The 14200-nt window shown below is 66.8% G+C and carries 14 protein-coding genes; 4 read left to right on the plus strand and 10 right to left on the minus strand.

The window, feature by feature from the left end; genetic code table 11:
- Positions 1-12: 12 nt before the first annotated feature.
- Positions 13-1197: a multidrug efflux RND transporter periplasmic adaptor subunit SmeD gene (smeD, locus tag ACS0OT_RS17160; protein WP_005419428.1), complete on the minus strand. Its 1185-nt coding sequence runs from the start codon at positions 1195-1197 to the stop codon at positions 13-15.
- Between the two features lie 207 nt (positions 1198-1404).
- Here smeD and smeT point away from each other — a divergent pair, with 207 nt between their 5' ends.
- Positions 1405-2064 carry an efflux transporter SmeDEF transcriptional repressor SmeT gene (gene smeT, locus ACS0OT_RS17165; RefSeq protein WP_065186222.1) on the plus strand — a complete coding sequence of 220 codons (660 nt, stop codon included), beginning with the start codon at positions 1405-1407 and terminating at the stop codon, positions 2062-2064.
- 45 nt (positions 2065-2109) lie between these two features.
- The gene (locus ACS0OT_RS17170) at positions 2110-3102 is read left to right on the plus strand and encodes a Gfo/Idh/MocA family protein (RefSeq protein ID WP_065186221.1); all 993 of its coding nucleotides are present in this window, start codon (positions 2110-2112) and stop codon (positions 3100-3102) included.
- Positions 3103-3198: 96 nt separating this feature from the next.
- Here ACS0OT_RS17170 and hslU read toward each other — a convergent pair whose 3' ends face one another.
- The 8 genes from hslU to ACS0OT_RS17210 form a co-directional block, all read right to left on the minus strand.
- Positions 3199-4572: an ATP-dependent protease ATPase subunit HslU gene (hslU, locus tag ACS0OT_RS17175; RefSeq protein WP_065178024.1), complete on the minus strand. Its 1374-nt coding sequence runs from the start codon at positions 4570-4572 to the stop codon at positions 3199-3201.
- A gap of 102 nt (positions 4573-4674) precedes the next feature.
- Positions 4675-5226, minus strand: a complete 552-nt coding sequence (hslV, locus tag ACS0OT_RS17180; protein WP_005411093.1) for an ATP-dependent protease subunit HslV — start codon at positions 5224-5226, stop codon at positions 4675-4677.
- Positions 5227-5311: 85 nt separating this feature from the next.
- Entirely contained in the window at positions 5312-6208 is an 897-nt protein-coding gene (xerC, locus tag ACS0OT_RS17185) for a tyrosine recombinase XerC (RefSeq protein ID WP_005419436.1), read from the minus strand.
- Between the two features lie 16 nt (positions 6209-6224).
- Positions 6225-6899, minus strand: coding sequence for a DUF484 family protein (locus ACS0OT_RS17190; protein ID WP_005419445.1), 675 nt, complete (start codon positions 6897-6899; stop codon positions 6225-6227).
- Positions 6896-7747, minus strand: a complete 852-nt coding sequence (gene dapF / locus ACS0OT_RS17195; protein WP_032954541.1) for a diaminopimelate epimerase — start codon at positions 7745-7747, stop codon at positions 6896-6898. The genes ACS0OT_RS17190 and dapF overlap by 4 nt, the downstream gene beginning before the upstream one ends.
- The gene (gene lptM / locus ACS0OT_RS17200) at positions 7740-8012 is read right to left on the minus strand and encodes an LPS translocon maturation chaperone LptM (protein ID WP_065186220.1); all 273 of its coding nucleotides are present in this window, start codon (positions 8010-8012) and stop codon (positions 7740-7742) included. Before lptM ends, dapF begins: the two co-directional genes overlap by 8 nt.
- Positions 8013-8094: 82 nt before the next feature.
- Positions 8095-8523, minus strand: coding sequence for a YbaN family protein (locus ACS0OT_RS17205; protein WP_065186219.1), 429 nt, complete (start codon positions 8521-8523; stop codon positions 8095-8097).
- A 54-nt stretch (positions 8524-8577) separates the two neighbouring features.
- Positions 8578-10653 (minus strand): S9 family peptidase, encoded by a 2076-nt coding sequence (locus ACS0OT_RS17210; protein ID WP_414603819.1) that lies wholly within the window; start codon positions 10651-10653, stop codon positions 8578-8580.
- Here ACS0OT_RS17210 and ACS0OT_RS17215 point away from each other — a divergent pair.
- Both ACS0OT_RS17215 and ACS0OT_RS17220 read left to right on the plus strand, forming a co-directional pair.
- Positions 10628-10696, plus strand: coding sequence for a hypothetical protein (locus tag ACS0OT_RS17215; RefSeq protein WP_353088925.1), 69 nt, complete (start codon positions 10628-10630; stop codon positions 10694-10696). The genes ACS0OT_RS17210 and ACS0OT_RS17215 overlap by 26 nt on opposite strands.
- A 136-nt stretch (positions 10697-10832) precedes the next feature.
- Positions 10833-12026 (plus strand): pyridoxal phosphate-dependent aminotransferase, encoded by a 1194-nt coding sequence (locus ACS0OT_RS17220; protein WP_065186217.1) that lies wholly within the window; start codon positions 10833-10835, stop codon positions 12024-12026.
- 70 nt (positions 12027-12096) lie between these two features.
- Here ACS0OT_RS17220 and ACS0OT_RS17225 read toward each other — a convergent pair whose 3' ends face one another.
- On the minus strand, positions 12097-14193 hold the full coding sequence (locus tag ACS0OT_RS17225) for a prolyl oligopeptidase family serine peptidase (RefSeq protein ID WP_139727688.1): 2097 nt from the start codon (positions 14191-14193) through the stop codon (positions 12097-12099).
- Positions 14194-14200: the final 7 nt, after the last annotated feature.

Raw genomic sequence — 14200 nt, forward strand, 5'->3', positions numbered from 1 at the left:
GGGGTTCTCCGCTTACTTCGCGTCGCCGGCCGGGGCGGCAGGCTGGGCATCGGCCGCCGGCTTGGCCGGTGCGTCGCCCTTTTCGGTGGCCTTGACCGGCATGCCGGGGCCGATCTTCTGCAGGCCTTCGACGATGACCTTGTCACCGGCCTTCAGGCCGTCCTCGACCAGCCACTTGTCGCCGACCGTGCGACTGACCTTGACCGGGCGCACTTCGACCTTGTTGTCCTTGCCGACCACCATCGCCGTGGTATCGCCCTTCGGATCGCGGGCGATGCCCTGCATCGGCACCAGCACGGCATCACTGCGCACGCCGCCGCCGATCACCGCACGCACGTACATGCCCGGCATCAGCAGGCCGTCCGGGTTGTCCACCTTCACGCGCAGGCCGAAGCTGCCGGTGGTCGGATCGACGCTGACTTCGGAGAACTCCAGCGTGCCCTTGTGCTCGAAGGTGCTGCCGTCTTCCATCAGGATGCTGACCGGCAGGGTCTGGTTGTCCTGCAGGCGGCCGGCGGCCAGTTCGCGGCGCAGCTGCAGCAGCTCGGCCGAAGACTGGGTCAGGTCGACATAGATCGGGTCCAGCTGCTGCACGGTAGCCAGTGCATTGGCCTGGCCGGCACTGACCAGCGCACCCTGGGTGACGCTGGACTTGCCGATGCGGCCGCTGATCGGCGCGGTGATGCGGGCGTAGCCCAGGGTGACGTTGGCTGCGTCCAGCGATGCCTTCGCGGCACCGACATCCGCCTCGGCCTGCTTCTGCGCGGCCACGGCATTTTCCAGGTCCTGCTGGCTGACCGCATCGACCTTGGCCAGCTCGGTGATGCGCTTGGCGCTCAGCCGGGCGGCGTTGGCGGTGGCCTCGGCGCGGGCCAGCTGGGCGCGGGCACTGTTGGCCTGGGCGCGGTAGCTGGCGTCCTCGATCTGGTACAGCGGCTCGCCGGCCTTGACCATGCCACCTTCGGTGAACAGGCGCTTGGCAACGATGCCATTGACCTGCGGGCGCACTTCGGCGACCAGGTAGGCGTTGGTACGGCCCGGCAGTTCGCGGGTCAGGCCCACGGTCTCGGACTTCAGCGTGACCACAGTGACGTCACCCGGGCCCTGCTCGGGGGCCTGGGGTTGGCCGCCGCAGGCAGCCACGGTCGCGGCGATCGCCAGCGACAGTGCAAAGGGTCGGATTCGGCTCAGCAACATGACGGAAAGGCTCTTAGGGGAAGGAATCTCAAATCGCGCTGATACAGGCCGAAAGCGCCAGCAGGCAACGCTCACCAGCGGGGAGTGGTAACCGGACCGGCCTGCCACGCACACGACGGGAATGATGGGAGCGAAATATACATACATGATTGTTTGTTTGTAAACCGGTACAATTCAGCCACGTTTCACCCGCACTCGTACCCATCCATGGCCCGCAAGACCAAAGAGGACACCCAGGCAACCCGGGAAGGCATCCTTGACGCCGCCGAAGCCTGCTTCCATGAACACGGCGTGGCCCGTACCACGCTGGAGATGATCGGTGCCCGCGCCGGCTATACCCGCGGTGCGGTCTACTGGCACTTCAAGAACAAGAGCGAGGTGCTGGCCGCGATCGTCGAGCGCGTGCATCTGCCTTTCATGCAGGAGCTGGAGCGCACCTCGACCGACCAGCGCAACACGCCGGTGCACGACCTGCGCGCGGTGATGATCCACTCGTTCATCGAACTGTCCGAGGACGAGCGCTTGCGCAAGACCATGGAGATCATGCTGCGCAGCGATGCGTCGGCTGATACCCGGGTGCTGACCGAACTGCAGCAGGCCGGTTTCCGCGATGGACTGGACCGGATGGAACGTGCCCTGCGCCGGGCAAAGGACCTGGGCCAGCTGCGCGAGGGTGCAGACCCGAAGATCGCCGCACGCATGCTGCACGCCACCGTGCTGGGCGTACTGCACGGTGCGATGGTCGAACCGGAACTGATGGACCTCAAGCGCGATGGCATGCTCGCACTGGACATGACCCTGGCCGCCTACGTAAAGGACGGCGTGTTCGTTCCCGGCACCGTGCCCGAGCCGCTGCCCGAGGCATGAGCGGGTTCACTGCCGCCACCGCAGCCCCACTGTGAGGACAGACCCATGATCCTGGACAACGTGGTGTGGGGCTTCATCGGCTGCGGCAGCGTCACCGAGAAGAAGAGCGGCCCCGCCCTGGCCAGCACACCCGGCTCACGGGTGGCGGCGGTCATGCGCCGCAATGCCGCATTGGCCGAAGACTATGCGCGGCGCCACGCGGTGCCACGCTGGTACACGGATGCCGACGCGCTGATCGGCGATCCGGACGTGAACGCGGTGTACGTTGCAACACCGCCCTCCACGCACATGCAGTACGCATTGCAGGCGATTGCGGCGGGCAAGCCGGTCTATATCGAGAAACCCATGGCCCTGGACCTCGCCGAATGCGAGCGCATCCTGGAAGCCAGTGCACGCCGTGGCGTGCCCGTGTTCGTCGCCTACTACCGCCGCGCCCTGCCCCGATTCGCGCAGGTGAAGCAGCTGCTGGACAGCGGCGCGATCGGTACACCGCGCAGCGTTCGCGCCACCCTGCATCGGCCGCATTCGGTGAACGCCGCATCGCCGGACTTCTGGCGGACCAATCCCGCAATCTCCGGCGGCGGGCTGTTCGTCGATCTGGGCTCGCACACCCTGGACCTGCTCGATCATCTACTGGGGCCGCTGAGCGATGTGCGCGGCCTGGCCAGTTCGTTGACCGGCGCTTATGCCGCCGAGGACAGCGTTTCGATGTGCTTCCGCACTGGAGCGGGCGCGCACGGCATCGCGCAATGGAGCTTCTGCGCGTTCCGCCGCCAGGATGAGATCGAGATCACCGGCGACCGCGGCCAGCTGCGCTTTGCGACCTTCGAGGATGTTCCGGTGGTGCTGGAGACCGGAGCCGGTGTGCAGGCCTTCGACATTCCCAACCCGTCGTCGATCCAGCAACCGTTGATTGCCTCTCTCGTGGATGAACTGCGCGGCAACGGGCACTCGCCCTCGGACGGCATCAGCGCCGCCCGCACCAGTGCGGTGATCGATCAGGTACTGCAGGCCTACCGCACGCGGCAATCGCGCTGACCGCCAACGCAAAAGGCCGCCTTTCGGCGGCCTTTTCTGTTGCAGCGGATGGCGTCAGGGCCCTCGCCGTGGCGAGGGATCCGACCGGATCGGGCGTTACAGGATGTAGCGGCTCAGGTCCGGGTCCTGCACCAGCTCACCCAGGTGTGCATCGACGTAGGCGCTGTCGATGGCCAGGGTTTCGCCATCGCGGTCCGGTGCCTCGTAGCTGAGCGAATCCAGCAGGCGTTCCAGCACTGTATGCAGGCGTCGGGCACCGATGTTCTCCTGGCGCTCGTTCACCTGGAAGGCGATTTCGGCCAGGCGGTCGATGGCATCGGCGGTGAAGCTGACCTTGACACCTTCAGTGGCCAGCAGCGCTTCGTACTGCTTGGTCAGCGCGGCCTTCGGCTCGGTCAGGATGCGCACGAAGTCATTCTTGCTCAGCGCACCCAGTTCCACGCGGATCGGGAAACGGCCCTGCAGCTCCGGAATCAGGTCGCTGGGCTTGGCCAGGTGGAACGCGCCCGACGCGATGAACAGGATGTGGTCCGTCTTGATCGTGCCGTACTTGGTGGACACATTGGAGCCTTCCACCAGCGGCAGCAGGTCGCGTTGCACGCCTTCGCGGGACACGTCGCCACCGCCCACGTTGTCACCACGCTTGGCGACCTTGTCGATCTCATCGATGAAGACGATGCCGTGCTGCTCGCACGCCTCGATTGCGGCGGTACGGATGTCATCCTCGTTGACCAGCTTGCCCGCTTCTTCCTCGATCAGCAGCGGGCGCGCGGCCTTGATGGTCAGCGTGCGCTTGTGCGCCTTCGCGCCGCCGCCGAGGTTGGCGAACATCGACTTCAGCTGCTGGCCCATTTCCTCCATGCCCGGCGGGGTCATGATGTCCATGCTGACATTGGCCGCCAGGTCGAGCTCGATCTCACGCTCGTCCAGCTCACCGTTGCGCAGCATCTTGCGGAACTTGATGCGGGTCTCGTTGTCCTGCGCCGACGGTTCGTTGCGGGCGACTTCAGGATCGAAACCGATGCCGCCGCTACGACGCGGCAGCAGCGCATCGAGGATGCGGTCTTCGGCGCGTTCTTCGGCCTGGGTACGCACGCGCACCTTGGCCTGTTCGCGATAGAGCTTGACCGCGGTGTCGGCCAGGTCACGGATGATCTGCTCGACGTCCTTGCCGACGTAGCCCACTTCGGTGAAGCGGGTGGCTTCGACCTTCACGAACGGTGCGTTGGCCAGCGTGGCCAGGCGGCGCGCGATCTCGGTCTTGCCGACACCGGTCGGGCCGATCATCAGGATGTTCTTCGGCATCACTTCATTGCGCAGCTCCGCCGGCAGCTGCATGCGACGCCAGCGGTTGCGCAGGGCGATGGCCACCGCGCGCTTGGCGTCGTGCTGGCCCACGATGTGCCTGTCCAGTTCCTGCACGATCTCGCGCGGGGTCATGGTGGCGGAGGAAACTTCGATCTTCGACATGGTTGTGCTCACGGATTCATTGTCGGTAGTGCCGGCCGCTGGCCGGCAACCAGGCACGCGTGCGGGGGACATGAGGTTGCCGGCCAGCAGCCGGCACGACCCTCACAGCTCCTCGACCACCACGTTGCGGTTGGTGTAGATGCAGATGTCGCCGGCAATGCCGATCGCTTCACTGGCGATGGTGCGTGCATCCAGCTCGGTGTGCGCCATCAGCGCCCGCGCAGCCGAAAGGGCGTACGAACCACCGGAGCCGATGGCGATGATGCCGTCCTCCGGCTCGATCACATCACCGGTGCCGCTGATGATCAGCGAGGTTTCCTTGTCAGCCACTGCCAGCAGGGCTTCGAGCTTGCCCAGGCGGCGCTCGGTGCGCCAATCCTTGGCCAGCTCGACCGCGGCGCGCTGCAGCTGGCCGTGCTTTTCCAGCTTGGCCTCGAACAGCTCGAACAGGGTGAAGGCATCGGCAGCGGCACCGGCGAAGCCGGCCAGCACCTGGCCGTCGCGGCCAAGGCGGCGCACCTTGCGCGCGTTGCCCTTCATCACGGTGTGGCCCAGCGTGACCTGGCCGTCGCCGGCAATGGCCACGTGCTCGCCGCGACGGACGCAGACGATGGTGGTGGCGTGGAAAACGTTGGGGTTCTGACTGGGGTCCATGATGCCTCCGGGGTGACAGAACCAGAGGTGGGGACTGCGCTGCGCCCTTCAAGCCACCCGCGACCGGCTGACGCAGGGCCAACGTTCAGCTTTCTCCGCTGCCCTCGGTGCTGCGTCGACGCTTCGCGCGCGGATGCGCGGCGTCATAGACCTTGGCCAGGTGCTGGAAATCGAGGTGGGTATAGATCTGCGTGGTGGCGATGTCGGCATGGCCCAGCAGCTCCTGCACACCACGCAGGTCGCCGGACGATTCCAGGATGTGGCTGGCGAAACTGTGCCGCAGCATGTGCGGGTGCACCTGCTTGAACAGGCCCTGGCGCTGCGCCAGCTGGCGGATGCGGATCTGCACCGCACGCTGGCTGATTGGCCCGTTGCGACCGGGGAACACCGGCGATGCCGGACCACCGCCACTTTCCGCGCGCCACGCCTGCAGCGCTTCGCGTGCCGGCCGCCCGAACGGCACGCGGCGCTGGCGGTTGCCCTTGCCCAGCACGTTGACCAGCCCGCTGTCGAAATCCAGGTCGCGCCAGGTCAGCGCACAGACTTCGCTCAGACGCAGGCCGGAGGAATAGAACAGTTCCAGCAGCGCGCGGTCACGGCGGCCGAGCTCACCTTCCGGCTCCAGCTCGACCAGCTGCACCGCCTCATCGGCGTCGAGGACCTGTGGCAACCGGCGTGGCGCGCGCGGTGCCTTCAGCGTCGCTGCCGGACTGACCTCGATGTGCGCGTGCTTGAGCAGCCAGGCATAGAAGCTGCGGCAGGCCGACAGGCGGCGTTGCAGGCTCTTGGCCGACAGGCCGCGGCGATGCTCGTCGGCGACGAACTGGCGCAACGCATCGGCATCGAGCGCCTCCACCGCTACGCCACGCGGTTCGGCCCAGACCGCTAGCGCGTCCAGGTCGCGGCGGTAGGCGTCAAGCGTATGCGCCGACATCCGCCGCTCCACCTGCAGATGCTGCAGGAAGGCCTGTACCGCGCTCATCGTCGTCCGGTCCTGCTTAGTCGTGGAAGCGCTTCAGGCCAGTGGCCAGGGCGTCGCCCATCATGCGCAGGAACAGCGTGCCCATGCCCGGGTAGAAGCGGTTCGGGTCGTGGCTGCCGACTGCGATCAGGCCGACGCCCGGCAACGGCAGCAGCGCGGTGGTCTGCACTTCCTCGCTGCGCACGCCGTACAGGACGGCATTCTTTTCCGGCTGCAGGCGGCCGCAGATCGGCTCGCCGTCGTTCAGGCAATCGCGGAACGGGCCCAGTTGCGGATCATCGGCAGCAATCACCTGCAGCCAGTCGGCCTGTTCCAGCCCGGCCACCGGCGCATGCACCACCAGCCGCACCAGGTCGCCGGCGAAGTCTTCCTGCAGCGATGCGGCCATCGCGCGCAGGGTATCGGCCGCGTTGTCCTGCTTCATCAGTGCCAGGGTCAGCTGGTGCGTGCGCACCGCAAGGCGTTCATTGACCTGGGCGGTGGCGCCCAGATCGGCCAACCGTCGTGCCAGCTCGCGGTTCTTCTCGCGCAGCACTTCCAGCTGGTAGCTGGCCAGCGATGCGGTCGGGCCGTCATCGCGCGGCACCACCAGGGTCAGGGCCAGGTCCGGAAACTGCTTGAGGAAGCCGGGATGTCGCCGCAACCAGGCAGCGACTTCATGGGCCCCGAGCTTGTCGACGGTTTCGGTCATGCCATCCACTCCCCTTCGAAGACGAATGCGGTCGGGCCCGCCATCACCACCGGCTGGCCATCGCCCGGCCACTGGATGCGCAGGTCACCTCCGGGCAGGCTGATGCGCGCATCGCGCTGCAGGCGGCCGCGCTGCATCAGGGTCACGGCGGCGGCGCAGGCGCCACTGCCGCAGGCCAGGGTCTCGCCGACACCGCGCTCGAACACGCGCAGGCGGGCGTGGGCCGGGCTCATCACCTGGGCGAAGCCCACGTTCACCGAGCGCGGGAACGACGCGTGCTGCTGCAGCAGCGAACCCACGCGTTCAACCGGAGCGGCATCGATCAAGCCCACTTCGATCACCGCATGCGGGTTGCCCATCGACACCGCAGCAAAGCGGACGCTCTCGCCCTGCAGCGGCAGCAGGTATTCCTCGCGCGGGTGGGCGAAGCCCATCAGCGGCACGTTGGCCGGCTCGAAGGCAGGCACGCCCATCGTCACCGCAAACTGCCCTTCACCCAGCACCTTCACCTCATGGCTGGCCAGCGGGCTGTCGATGACGAATGCATCGCCCTGCGCGCTGCCCTCGCGCACCAGCCAGGCCGCGATGCAGCGCGCGCCATTGCCGCACTGCTCGGAATTGGAACCGTCGGCGTTCCAGATGCGGTACGAGGCCACCGAGCCTTCCGCACGTGGCGCCTCGATGGTCAGGATCTGATCGCAGCCGACGCCGGTGTGGCGGTCGGCCAGGCGCGCGGCCAGTTCAGGCGTGGGCGGCGCAGTACCGTCACGCAGGTCGATCACTACGAAGTCATTGCCCGCGCCATGCATCTTGCTGAAGCGCAAGGCCCTGGAACCGGCCTTACTCATTCCCGACGCCCGCCTTCTTCGCTGGCGCGGGTGCCGGCTGAGTGGTCGTTGCAGCCGGGTCGACGGTCGTGGTGGGGGCAACGGCGCCCTGGGCCTCCGCCGGGGTCGCCTCGGTGGCGGGCTCGGCAGCGGGTTCGACGGTTTCCTCCACCGGCACCGGCTTCTGCGGCAGTACCAGCGGGCCCTTGTTGCCGCAGGCGGCGAGGAGCAGCAGCGAGGCCGCTGCCAGCGGAATCAGGATGGCGTTTCGATGGGGGATCTTCATGCCCCGAGTATAGCCATTGGCGGCTGAGCGGTTGGTGCAGGGAATCGGGTTGCCGGCCAGCGGCCGGCACTACCGCCGGCGCTCAATCTGTGGGCGGTGGCGGCAACGGCCGCGTCCACAGCCAGATTGCGACCACGGTCATGCTGCCGATCGAGAACCACTTCACCCAGGCGATCGGCACGCACCACAGCATGATGGCGGCACACACCGCCATGGTGATCGTGGCCATCCACTTGCCATGGCGGCTGACCGCCCCGTGTGCCTGCCAGTTGGCGATGGCCGGGCCGAAGCGCGGGTGCTGCAGCAGCCAGGTGTGCAGGCGTTCGGACCCACGTGACGCAGCCCACGCCGAGATCAGGATGAATACGGTGGTCGGAAGGCCCGGCACGAAGATGCCGACGATGCCGGTGCCCAGGCTGACATAGGCCAGCAGCCACCACGCCCAGCGGAAACGCACCACGCGCGGTGGCGTGGCGGTATCGCGGGATGCGGAGGGCTCGGGCAGGCTCATGGCCGCAAGGATAACGGTTCGGGGTGCCCGGCAACGCCCGGCACCCCTTCGCCGTTACGGCTGGGCGATGCCCAGCTGCTGCAGCACGAACGCGTACGACTCGGACAGCTCGCGGTAGCGCTGGAAGCGCCCCGACTTGCCGCCATGGCCGGCTTCCATGTTGGTGCGGAACAGGATCGGGTAGGGGCCGGTGTTGTGATCACGCAGCTTGGCCACCCACTTGGCCGGCTCCCAGTACTGCACCTGCGAATCCCACAGGCCGGTACCCACGAACAGCGCCGGGTACGCCTGCTGCTTCACATTGTCGTAGGGCGAGTAGGACAGCATGTAGTCGTAATACGGCTTCTGCTCCGGGTTGCCCCACTCATCGTATTCGTTGGTGGTCAGCGGAATGGTCGGGTCGAGCATGGTGGTGACCACGTCGACGAACGGGACCTGCGCCACCATCACCCGGTAATCCTGCGGCGCCTGGTTGGCCACCGCGCCCATCAGCAGGCCACCGGCGCTGCCGCCGGACGCAGCGACGCGATCCTTCGCCGCCCAGCCCTGTGCGACCAGGCCGCGGGTGACGTCGATGAAGTCGTTGAAGGTGTTCTGCTTGTGCAGCAGCTTGCCGTTCTCGTACCAGTCGCGGCCCATTTCCTGGCCACCGCGGATATGGGCAATGGCATACACCACGCCGCGGTCGAGCAGGCTCACCGCGGTCTGGTTGAAGTACGGGTCCATCGACATCCCGTAGCTGCCATAGGCGTACTGGAACAGTGCGCCCTTTCCATCCTTCTGGTAGCCCTTGCGGTAGACCAGCGACACCGGCACCTTCACGCCATCGCGCGCGGTGATCCAGACGCGGTCGGTTTCATACTTCGATGCGTCATAGCCGATCACCGGCTGCACCTTCAGCTGGCGACGCTCACCGGTGGCGGTGTTCAGCTCGAATACCGTGGTCGGCGTGGTCATCGAGGTGTACACGTAGCGCAGCCACGGCGTCTCGGCTTCGGTGTTGTCACCCAGGCCCATCGAGTAGGCCGGTTCATCGGCCTTCACGTAGTCGCTGCGGCCGTCCTTGAACAGCAGGCGGATGCGCTCCAGGCCCTCGGAGCGTTCGGCGATGGCGGTATAACCCTCGAACAGCTCGAAGCCTTCGATGAACACCGCCTCGTCGTGCGCGATCCAGTCCTTCCACTGCGCGCGCGAGGTGGCGTCGGTCGGTGCGGTGACCAGCTTGAAGTTCTTCGCGCCATCGTTGGTGCGGATCACCCAGCGGCCATCGTAGTGGTCGGCGTCGTACTCGACGTCACGCTGGCGCGGCGCCAGCACGGCGAAGGTGGTGGGGTCGCTGGCCGGCGCGTAGCGCTCTTCGGAGGACACGGTGCTGTGCACGCCGATGGTGATGAAGCGATCGTCACGGGTGCGGCCGATGCCCATGTAGAAGCTGTCGTCCTTCTCTTCGTAGACGACGGTGTCGGCGCTGGCCGGGGTGCCCAGCACGTGCTTCTTCACGCGCACGGTCAGCAGCGTTTCCGGATCGTTCTCGACGTACAGCACGGTGCGGTTGTCATCGGCCCAGACCAGGTCGCCGGAGCTGCCGGTGATGACGTCGGGCAGCACCTGGCCGGTCCGCAGGTCCTTGAAACGGAGGGTGTACTGGCGGCGGCCGACGTCATCCTCGGCCCATGCCAGCAGCTGGTTGTCCTGGCTCACTTCCATCGCGCCGACGTTGAAGTAGCCCTTGCCGGCGGCCATCGCGTTGACGTCGAGCAGGATTTCCTCGGCGGCCTCCATGCTGCCCTTGCGGCGGGCGTGGATCGGGTAGTCCTGGCCGGTCTCGAAGCGGCTGTAGTACCAGTAGCCGCGCTCACGCGCCGGAACGCTGGAATCGTCCTGCTTGATGCGGCCGACGATCTCCTTGTACAGGGTGTCTTCCAGCGGCTTCAGCGGCGCCAGCAACTGGTCGGCGTAAGCGTTCTCGGCCTGCAGGTAGGCCAGCATGTCCTTGTTCTCGCGCTTGTCGTCGCGCAGCCAGTAATAGTCATCGTTGCGGGTCGCGCCAAACGGCGCCTTGACCACATGCGGGTGCCGGGCGGCATCCGGCGGAACGGGCGGAGTGGCAGCGGTAGCAGTCGTGGTCATCAGGCTGGCAAGCAACAGGCAAAGGGTGGATTTCATGAAGTAAGGCTCCAGGCGCGTCAATGCAATGGTCTTCGGCGGGGTCAGATCCCTTTTCCCGAAAAGGGATCTGACCCCAATCCCTGCAATGCGGCAACCCTGCGGATCGTCATGGGTCATGCCGGCCGGCGTACCATGGGCACATGAGTACCCTGCCCCACACGCCGGGCTACAGCCGGCGCAGCCATGAAATCGCCCCGTTCCATGTGATGTCCCTGCTGGCCCGCGCGCAGGCGCTGGAACAGGCCGGCCACGATGTGATCCACCTGGAAATCGGCGAACCGGACTTCACTACGGCCGAACCGGTCGTGCGGGCCGGCCAGGCCGCACTGGCCGCCGGCCATACCCGCTACACCGCCGCACGTGGCCTGCCGGCCCTGCGCCAGGCGATCAGCGGTTTCTATCGCAGCCACTACGGTCTGGACATCGATCCTGAGCGCATCCTGGTCACCCCGGGTGGGTCCGGTGCGCTGCTGCTGGCCAGCAGCCTGCTGGTCGATCCCGGCCGCCACTGGCTGCTGGCCGACCCCGGCTACCCCTGCAACCGCCACTTCCTGCGCCTCGTCGAAGGCGGCGCACAGCTGGTGCCGGTCGGCCCGGACACTGCGTACCAGCTCACGCCGTCCCTGGTGGAACAGCATTGGAATGCCGACAGCGTCGGCGCGCTGGTTGCCTCACCGGCCAACCCGACCGGCACGGTGCTCTCCGCCGACGAACTGGCTGCACTGTCGCAGACCCTGCACGCGCGGGGCGGCCACCTGGTGGTGGACGAGATCTATCACGGCCTGACCTACGGCCTGGACGCGCCCAGCGTGCTGCAGGTGGACGACAACGCATTCGTACTGAACAGTTTTTCCAAGTACTTCGGCATGACCGGGTGGCGGCTGGGCTGGCTGGTGGCGCCGCCGTCCGCAGTACCGGATCTGGAGAAGCTGGCGCAGAACCTGTACATCAGCGCCTCGAGCATCGCCCAGCACGCCGCGCTCGCCTGCTTCAGCGAGGAGTCCATGGCGATCTTCGAGCAGCGCCGCGACGCGTTCCGCCAGCGTCGCGACTTCCTGCTGCCGGCACTGCGTGAGCTGGGCTTCCGTATCGAAGTCGAGCCACAGGGCGCGTTCTACCTGTACGCCGACGTCAGTGCATTCACCGACGACGCGCAGGCATTCTGCGCGCATTTCCTGGAAACCGAGCACGTGGCGTTCACCCCGGGCCTGGATTTCGGCTTCCATCGTGCCAACCAGCACGTGCGCCTGGCCTATACCCAGGAGGTACCGCGATTGCAGGAGGCGGTGGCGCGGATTGCGCGCGGATTGAAGCGTTGGCAGGGATCACGTTGACGGTAGTGCCGGCCGCTGGCCCTACCGGATAAGGAAAAACGCCGCCCTGGGGCGGCGTTTTCCGTTCTGCTTACTTGCCGCCCAACCGCTCCCACAGGAAGCTGTAGGCCAGTGCCGACATGTGCGCGGCCTGCGCGTTGTTGGCGGCGCCGCCGTGACCCCCTTCGATGTTCTCGTAGTAGGTCACGTCCTTGCCGGCGTCGATCATCTTCGCCGCCATCTTGCGGGCATGGCCCGGGTGCACGCGGTCGTCGCGGGTCGAGGTGGTGAACAGCACCGGCGGGTAGTTCTTCTTCGCGTTGAACAGGTGGTACGGCGAGAAGGTCTTGATGAACTCCCAGTCACTGGTATCCGGGTTGCCGTACTCGGCCATCCACGAGGCACCCGCCAACAGGTGGCTGTAGCGCTTCATGTCCAGCAACGGCACCTGCACCACCACCGCACCGAACAGCTCCGGGTACTGGGTCAGCATGTTGCCGGTCAGCAGGCCACCGTTGCTGCCGCCCTGCACGCCCAGGTGCTTGGCGCTGGTGATCTTGCGCTTGACCAGGTCCCGCGCCACCGCGGCCATGTCTTCGTAGGCCTTGTGGCGGTTCTGCTTCAGCGCCGCCTGGTGCCAGCGCGGGCCGTACTCGCCGCCACCACGGATGTTGGCCACCACGTACACGCCGCCCTTCTCCAGCCAGGCGCGGCCCATGCCACCGGAATAGCTCGGGGTCAGCGAGATCTCGAAGCCACCGTAGCCGTACAGCAGCGTCGGATTGGAGCCATCGAGCTTCATCGCCCTGTCGTGCACCACGAAGTACGGCACGCGGGTGCCGTCCTTGCTGGTGGCGAAGTGCTGCTCGATCACCTTGCCCTTGGCGTCGAAGAAGGCCGGCATGGTCTTCAGTGTTTCCGGGGCCTGGCCGATCTCGGCCAGCGCCAGCGTGGTCGGGGTCAGGTAGTCGGTGGCGGTCAGCCACACCGCGTCGCTGTCATTGCTGTCCACTGCAGCCACGCCCAGCGTGCCGAAGGCAGGTGCGCCGACGAAGCGGCTGGTCTGCCAGCCGTTGGCGCCCGGGGTCAGCACCGACAGGCGGTTCTTGACGTCGTCCAGCACGTTCAGCACCAGGTGGCTCCTGGTCCAGGTGGCGCTGGCCAGCGAGGTGGTCGCGGTCGGGGTGAACAGCACCTCGAAGTCGCGCTTGCCGGCCAGGAAGTCGTCCAGCTTCGTCGCCAGCAGCGAACCGGACGCATAGGTCTTGCCGCCCACGGTCCACGGATCGCGCAGCTCCAGGGTCAGCCACTGCTTGTGCAGGCCCTTCTCGGCCGAGTTCGGCGCGTCGATCTTGGTCAGCGTGCCGTCGTCGCCACGCAGGTAGAGCTCGTTGTTGTAGAACGCCAGCGTGCGGCTGACCAGGTTGCGCTCGAAGCCCGGGGTGTCATCGTGCATCGCCGCGATGTACATGTCTTCCGGCTTGCCTTCGTACACCGTCGTGGCCGAGGCCATCGGCGTGCCGCGCTTCCACAGCTTGGCCACGCGCGGATAGCCGGACGTGGTCATCGTGCCGGCACCGAAGTCGGTGTAGACGAACACGGTGTCGCGATCGACCCAGTTGAGGCCCCCCTTCGACTCCGGGCGGAAGAAGCCGTCCTTGATCCAGGTCTTGTTGACCAGGTCGAACTCGCGGGTGACGTCGGCGTCGGCGCCGCCGCGCGACAGCGCGATCAGGCAACGGCTGTAATCCGGGCGCAGGCAATCGGCACCGTGCCAGACCCAGTTCTCACCCTCGGCCTTGTTCAGTGCATCCAGGTCCAGCACGGTCTCCCACTGCGGCGACGCCTTGCGGTACTCGGCCAGGGTGGTGCGCCGCCACAGGCCGCGCTCGTGCTGCTGGTCCTTCCAGAAGTTGTAGTAGTAGTCGCCGATCTTCTGCACGCCCGGAATCTTGGCATCGGAGTCGAGCACCTCGCGGATGCGGGTCTCCATCTGCTTGAAGGCCGGGGTCTGCGCCAGGCGCGCCTCGGACTTGGCATTCTGTTCCTTGACCCAGGACAGCGGCTTGTCGCCGGTGACGTCCTCCAGCCAGGCGTAGCGGTCTGTATCCTCAGCGGCCACGGCGGTCCCCACCGAGGCAGCGGTCATCATGCCGGCCAACAGGCAGGCGGAAGCGAGTCGTGACATTGCAGCT

The sequence above is a fragment of the Stenotrophomonas maltophilia group sp. RY12688 genome (assembly GCF_052149045.1).
Classification (GTDB): domain Bacteria; phylum Pseudomonadota; class Gammaproteobacteria; order Xanthomonadales; family Xanthomonadaceae; genus Stenotrophomonas; species Stenotrophomonas sepilia.